Here is a 6,285-nt window from a genome sequence, read left to right on the forward strand (position 1 = left end):
TCTATACTTTAGCATGATTAAGTGCAAGTATACTAACAAATGGCAAATGAAGCAATCTATTTTACACATATTGCCATGTAAACAAAAAAGAGCATGGCAGCTCAATCAACCATGCTCTTCCGTTAGTCTATAGGCTATATAAGTTGAACTATTGCTGAAGTTGTTCCAGTCTTGGCATTCCATCTTGCGCGCCGAAGGTCTGAACGGAAAGCGAAGCAGCCTTTACCGCGAAAGCAATGCTGTCGCGCAGTGACTGACCTATGCTCAAGCCATAAACGAAAGCTCCATTAAAGGCATCGCCGGCCCCCGTTGTATCTACAGCCTTAACCTTCGGCGCGCCTGCCGTCATTAATTTGCCTTGTTCCAGATAGGAACAGCCAATTTCTCCCCGTGTTACGATTACTTTGCAGGAATATCGCTCCTCCCATTCCCTCAGAGCGACTCCCAGCCGGGCTTCTGTGTTCATAGCTTGTCCATAGAGCAATTCCCATTCCGATTCATTCGGCGTTATATAATCCGTTAACTCGAGCAGTTCATGAGGGAGCTTCTGAGCCGGCGCCGGATTCAGAACAGTCGGTATGCAGTTTTCCTTTGCGATGGCAAAGGCAGTGCGAACAGCATCAAGAGGCACCTCAAGCTGAGCAAGCACGATTTTGCTCGTCTTAAGAGTCTCCTCGAATTGCCGCACGACATCCGCCGTGCAATGACCGTTAGCTCCAGGCACGACGACGATGCAGTTGTCCTCCGGCGTGTGCGAGATATGAGCCGTGCCCGTTGCGACGCCGTCCAACTGTTTGATTGCAGCCAGGCTGACTCCATTCCCGTTCATCTGGTCTCTAATGGCTTCTCCGAATACATCCTTCCCCACGCAGCCAATCATGGCGACATCCGCAGTAAGTCGGCTGCAGGCAAGCGCTTGATTCGCTCCTTTTCCGCCCGGTACGTAATGAACATCCATACCGCTGATTGTTTCTCCGATCTGAGGCAATCTCGGCATGGATACGACGATATCCATATTCAAACTTCCAATAATTGTAATTCGTGGTCTATTCAAGCTTTCGTTCCCCCTATATGCGCATTACGGAAATTTCGCTGGGCGAATTAACTTCACGCAATGCCGACTTGTCTGTCTAGCATAAGAGGAATACGCTTTATTTGTCAATATCATTCCATTTCCGCTGCGTCCGGCATCGATTGACCGCTGTCGTCCGTACGATGGATCAGTTCGTTCAAGCTGCGAAATTCATAGCCTTGTGTCCTTGCTTCTTCAATAATGCTGCCAAGCGCTTCCGCATTGTCCCTCGATACCGAATGAAGCAATATTATGGCTCCCGGATGCAGTTGCTTGATCACTTGATCATAAGCATATTGGGATCCGCGCTGCGCGTTCACTTCCCAGTCCTTGTAAGCAATCGACCAGAATACGCTTATATAACCGCTTCGTTTGCTCGCAGCCAACATATTTTCGTTGAAAATGCCTCTTGGCGGTCTGAGGAATTCCATATTCCGCTGACCGGTAATCTGCGCAACCTCATCCTTCACCTTCTGCAGCTCCGTCTGTATTTGTCCTGCTGATAGCTGCGACATATCCGGATGGCTCCACGAATGATTGCCGACGATATGCCCTTCCGCCACCATTCGCTTCAGCAGTTCGGGTTGATCCTTAATATAATGACCTGTAACAAAAAAAGTCGCAGGCACGCCTCTTTCCTTTAGCACATCCAAAATTTGACCTGTCAGGCCGTATTCATAACCATTATCGAAGGTCAGATACAAATCCTTCTTGGCCGTGTCTCCCAGGAATAACGCACCGTGCTTCTCCAACAGCGGCTTAAAGCCCTCTTCGTCAATAGAAGGCAGCTCGCCTCTTTCGCTTTTTTTAAAGCCGAAGTGATAAGCGTTAGGCTGCGCCGAGGCAGCTTCGAAAGCCCGGTCGTTTGTTACTGCTCCCAGAATTAGCAGCATCGCAAGCAAAACCAATTTTTTATGCAACATTTGCCACTCCCTCCTGCAAGTCATGCCAACCAGCAGGATTACTGTTGCCAATTTAACGTGTTCTTATGCCAAGTGCGATAGATCGGAATAATTCGTCCGCCGCATCAGTCCCTAATTCTCTTCTATCGTACACATTCGGTAACGAAGGAAATGGCTTCAACCTAGTAACAGTCATCCATGCGCTCTAGCAATCTCTGAATATACTGGTAAGCATAATCGCGGTCGGAATACTTGGCAAGAAACTATCGGAATCACTGACGACAAAGGAGGTATCGTTCGTGAAAGTTATGACGATTTTGGGAACAAGGCCTGAAATCATTCGATTAAGCAGGATCATTCCTAAGTTGGATCAATTAGCTTCGAAACACATTCTTGTTCATACCGGGCAAAATTATCATCCAACTCTTGGCGACGTATTCTTCGATCAAATGAAACTGAGAAAGCCGGATTATTCGCTTCAACTTCATACCGGATCCTTCGGCGCGCAAATCGGCTCCTTATTTCCTCAAATGGAACAAGTTATAAAGCGAGAACAGCCTGACCGCATCCTCATATTGGGAGATACGAACAGCGCATTATGCGCCGTGCTTGGCGAGAGACTGGGAATCCCGGTCTATCACATGGAGGCGGGAAACCGCTGCTTCGACCCGTCGGTGCCGGAGGAGCTTAATCGCAGAATCGTGGATACGACATCCGCCTTCAATCTGCCTTATACGAGAGGCGCCCGCGATAATTTGCTCAGAGAAGGCGTTCGACCGTCGCGCATCTGGGTAACCGGCAATCCGATCTTCGAGGTTATGAATTATTATAAACAAGAAATTGACTCCTGCGACATTCTCGGCCGCATGCATCTGGAGTCATACAACTATGTACTCGTTACCGCCCATCGCTCCGAGAACGTGGACCATGAGCTTCATCTGAAGAGCATTATGGAAGGATTGAGGCTGATTGCCGATGATCTGAAGCTTCCAATCATCTGCAGCGTGCATCCCCGAACCAAAGCAAAGCTGGACTTGTTCGGCATTTCCGCTGGTCATCCTTTCATTCGTCTGTGCGATCCCTTTCCCTTCTTCGAATTCATGAAGCTGCAAGGAAGCGCCGCATGTGTCATTACGGACAGCGGCACGGTCCAGGAGGAGAGCTGCATCCTTGGCGTCCCGGGGATCATCATTCGCCGCAGCACGGAGCGTCCGGAAACCGTCCTGTGCGGAGCCAGCATCATCTCCGGCCTTCAATCAAATCGTATCTACGAATGCGTGAAGCTTATGTTACAGGGATCCCCTTCTTGGACCTTGCCGGAAGGCTATACGGATCTGGATGTTTCGGCGAAGGTGCTTAACATGATATTAGGGGGGCTGCATCATGTTTGAAGGAACAATCTGCTTGATTACAGGTGGAACCGGGTCTTGGGGCAAAGAGCTTACCAGAAAGCTTCTTGCAATGGATCCAAAGGAAATTCGCATCTTCTCGCGCAATGAATCTGCGCAAGTTGCGATGCAGCGTTCCTTGAATGATCAACGTCTGCGTTTCATCATCGGCGACGTCAGGGAGCTGTCCGCGTTGACGGATGCATGCAAAGACGTGGATTATGTCTTTCACCTTGCAGCGCTCAAGCATGTTCCGATATGCGAGAAGCAACCGGATGAGGCGCTGAAAACCAATGTGCTGGGTACGGAAAATGTCATTAAAGCAAGCATCGCGCAAGGCGTTAAGAAGGTGATTGACGTTTCGACGGACAAAGCCGTCGATCCCGTCAATTTCTACGGGATGACGAAGGCGTATGCGGAGAAGCTAATGATTCGGGCGAACTTCTTAGGCGAAGCAACTCGATTCGTCTGCGTCCGGGGAGGCAATGTGCTGGGAACGCAAGGGAGCATTGTTCCTTATTTTCGAGAGCTTATTCGGCAGGACAAGAACATTCCAATCACTTCTCCTCTGATGACGCGCTTTTTCTTGACTGTATCCGAAGCGATTGAGCTTCTGCTCAAGGCTTCCGCCGAGTCTCAAGGCGGCGAAATTTTCGTTATGAAAATGAAAACCTGCAATATCATCGATTTGGCGGAGGTGCTCATCGAGAAGCTTTCTACTTCTACGCTTCAAACTTACGAGATTGGCATTCGTTTAGGCGAAAAGCTTCACGAAGTGCTTGTTTCCGAATTTGAAGTCCATCGCACCTATCAATTCGGATCACATAATTTTGTTATTTTACCAGAAATGATTTCTCCGGAATTAACGGCGAAATACGCAGCATTGCCCAAAGCTGCATTCATCAAATATCATTCCAACCACGACCTGATGTCCAAATCTCAGATCCAAGAACTTTTGCGAAAAGGAGGTTTTCTTGATTGAAGCTGCTGATTCTAGGCGGAATGGGAATGGCCGGTCATATGATTGTTGATTATTTCACCAGGCAAGGCCATGAGGTCTTCTATACGAGGAGAGAGCTAAGTGAGGATCCTGGCTCGTACTTGCTCGATGTTGCGGATGTACCAGGTCTGGAAGAACTGCTGCGCAAGCTAAAGCCAGAGGTCGTCATTAACGCTGCTGGCCTTCTTAATGACCAAGCCGCGCTGCGATTGCAAGAAACCGTATGGGTGAACAGCTATCTCCCCCAATTGCTTCATTCAATAGCTGACAAATTCGGCTTCAAGCTGGTTCATATCAGCACAGATTGCGTATTCTCCGGCAAAGACGGCAATTACAGAGAATCGGCCAAATGCGATGGCACAACGGTCTATGCCCACTCCAAATCGCTTGGCGAGGTTAACGCTCCGGGACATCTGACTATCCGGACCTCAATTATCGGCCCCGAGCTTAAGAAGGACGGCATTGGCTTATTTCACTGGTTTATGCGCCAGGAAGATGCGATTTCCGGTTATTCTCACGTGTATTGGAATGGCGTCACGACGCTTGAACTTGCCAAAGCCATTGAATGGTCATTGGCAGAAAAAGTAGTCGGCCTCGCTCATCTTACCGGAGATCATAAAATAAGCAAACTTGAGCTGTTAACGCTCATAAAAAACGTTTTTCTGCGCAATGAGGTTACCTTATTTCCTGATGCATGCATGCATTCGGACAAGAGCTTGGTAAACACGAGAATTGATTTCCTTTATACCTCTCCAACTTATCCGAATATGCTTGCCGAACTGAGGGATTGGATGCTGGAGAGCCACCGGCATTATCCATATTGCTTGTTATCGAAAGAGGAATAACACCTTGGCAGCCTGCTTGCTGGACATTGCAGCAAAAAAGCCATTCCGCTGCTCCTTATAAAGAAGTAACAGAATGGCTTGTACGTTGCAATGCTGGTCGGGATGACACGATTTGAACATGCGACCCCCTGGTCCCAAACCAGGTGCTCTACCAAGCTGAGCTACATCCCGATAAATCTGGAGCGGAAGACGGGAATCGAACCCGCGACCCTCGCCTTGGCAAGGCGATGCTCTACCGCTGAGCCACTTCCGCAAGCTGTGGTGCCGTCGAGAGGACTTGAACCCCCAACCTACTGATTACAAGTCAGTTGCTCTACCAATTGAGCTACAACGGCACGGTGTTTCATGCGATACAATCCTAAGTAATTTTGGTTGCGGAGACAGGATTTGAACCTGTGACCTTCGGGTTATGAGCCCGACGAGCTACCGGACTGCTCCACCCCGCGTTAATGGAAATCATGGTGACCCGTAGGGGATTCGAACCCCTGTTACCTCCGTGAAAGGGAGGTGTCTTAACCCCTTGACCAACGGGCCTAAAAATTTTTGAAGCTTATCGTCACTAATGAAATAATGGCGGAGAAGGAGGGATTCGAACCCTCGCACCACTTTCGCAGTCTAACCCCTTAGCAGAGGGTCCCCTTATAGCCACTTGGGTACTTCTCCAGAAGATGGCTCCCCGAACAGGACTCGAACCTGTGACAACTCGATTAACAGTCGAGTGCTCTACCAACTGAGCTATCAGGGAATATAGCGTTTTTCAATGATTAGCGTTTTTTACTGAGATACGTCCTGTTATGTATCAAAAAAGACGCTTCCATTACTATCTTTTCAGAAAAGACACTACCACGATGTACATCTACAAAGCGTGTTTGCGCCTTGAAAACTGGATACGAAAGTTGCTGTTACGCTTTAGCTTGTGTTGCTTTAGGATAAGCCCTCGACCGATTAGTATTCGTCAGCTCCACACGTTGCCGCGCTTCCACCCCGAACCTATCAACCTCGTCGTCTTCAAGGGGTCTTACATACTGGGAAATCTCATCTTGAGGGGGGCTTCACGCTTAGATGCTTTCAGCGCTTA

Annotated in this window: 5 protein-coding genes, 7 tRNA genes and 1 rRNA gene; 3 read left to right on the plus strand and 10 right to left on the minus strand. The window is 48.7% G+C overall.

Annotated features, from left to right (window positions below; all coding sequences use genetic code 11):
• Positions 1-148: 148 nt before the first annotated feature.
• Together rbsK and pdaA are read right to left on the minus strand one after the other, a co-directional pair.
• Positions 149-1,054, minus strand: coding sequence for a ribokinase (rbsK, locus tag HFP08_RS18865; protein ID WP_168122151.1), 906 nt, complete (start codon positions 1,052-1,054; stop codon positions 149-151).
• Between the two features lie 110 nt (positions 1,055-1,164).
• Positions 1,165-1,995, minus strand: a complete 831-nt coding sequence (gene pdaA / locus HFP08_RS18870) for a delta-lactam-biosynthetic de-N-acetylase (protein WP_168122152.1) — start codon at positions 1,993-1,995, stop codon at positions 1,165-1,167.
• A 287-nt stretch (positions 1,996-2,282) separates the two neighbouring features.
• On the opposite strand from pdaA, the gene wecB reads away from it, so the two are divergent.
• Genes wecB through HFP08_RS18885 form a run of 3 tightly spaced genes read left to right on the plus strand, consistent with a single transcriptional unit; the run spans position 2,283 to position 5,207 of the window.
• Positions 2,283-3,365 (plus strand): non-hydrolyzing UDP-N-acetylglucosamine 2-epimerase, encoded by a 1,083-nt coding sequence (gene wecB / locus HFP08_RS18875; protein ID WP_346768749.1) that lies wholly within the window; start codon positions 2,283-2,285, stop codon positions 3,363-3,365.
• On the plus strand, positions 3,358-4,344 hold the full coding sequence (locus tag HFP08_RS18880; protein ID WP_168122154.1) for a polysaccharide biosynthesis protein: 987 nt from the start codon (positions 3,358-3,360) through the stop codon (positions 4,342-4,344). The genes wecB and HFP08_RS18880 overlap by 8 nt, the downstream gene beginning before the upstream one ends.
• Positions 4,341-5,207, plus strand: coding sequence for a dTDP-4-dehydrorhamnose reductase family protein (locus HFP08_RS18885; RefSeq protein ID WP_168122155.1), 867 nt, complete (start codon positions 4,341-4,343; stop codon positions 5,205-5,207). Before HFP08_RS18880 ends, HFP08_RS18885 begins: the two co-directional genes overlap by 4 nt.
• 94 nt (positions 5,208-5,301) lie before the next feature.
• Here HFP08_RS18885 and HFP08_RS18890 read toward each other — a convergent pair.
• The 8 genes from HFP08_RS18890 to HFP08_RS18925 all read right to left on the minus strand — a co-directional run.
• Positions 5,302-5,378: transfer RNA gene (locus HFP08_RS18890), tRNA-Pro, on the minus strand.
• Between the two features lie 7 nt (positions 5,379-5,385).
• Positions 5,386-5,460 (minus strand) — tRNA-Gly (locus tag HFP08_RS18895).
• A 6-nt stretch (positions 5,461-5,466) separates the two neighbouring features.
• Positions 5,467-5,542 (minus strand) — tRNA-Thr (locus tag HFP08_RS18900).
• Positions 5,543-5,576: 34 nt separating this feature from the next.
• Positions 5,577-5,653: transfer RNA gene (locus HFP08_RS18905), tRNA-Met, on the minus strand.
• Between the two features lie 13 nt (positions 5,654-5,666).
• Positions 5,667-5,741, minus strand: a tRNA-Glu gene (locus HFP08_RS18910).
• 37 nt (positions 5,742-5,778) lie between these two features.
• Positions 5,779-5,870: transfer RNA gene (locus HFP08_RS18915), tRNA-Ser, on the minus strand.
• 6 nt (positions 5,871-5,876) lie between these two features.
• Positions 5,877-5,952, minus strand: a tRNA-Asn gene (locus HFP08_RS18920).
• A 180-nt stretch (positions 5,953-6,132) separates the two neighbouring features.
• A 23S ribosomal RNA gene (locus tag HFP08_RS18925) occupies positions 6,133-6,285 on the minus strand; the annotation flags it as partial.

The organism is Paenibacillus sp. HB172176 (assembly GCF_011947265.1).
In the GTDB taxonomy this organism is placed as follows: Bacteria; Bacillota; Bacilli; order Paenibacillales; family Paenibacillaceae; genus Pristimantibacillus.

What these genes read in the sequence shown, in the direction of transcription:
- pdaA (WP_168122152.1), bottom strand. Translation starts at nt 1,995, where the DNA reads ATGTTGCATAAAAAATTGGTTTTGCTTGCGATGCTGCTAATTCTGGGA.
- wecB (WP_346768749.1), top strand. Translation starts at nt 2,283, where the DNA reads ATGACGATTTTGGGAACAAGGCCTGAAATCATTCGATTAAGCAGGATC.
- HFP08_RS18880 (WP_168122154.1), top strand. Translation starts at nt 3,358, where the DNA reads ATGTTTGAAGGAACAATCTGCTTGATTACAGGTGGAACCGGGTCTTGG.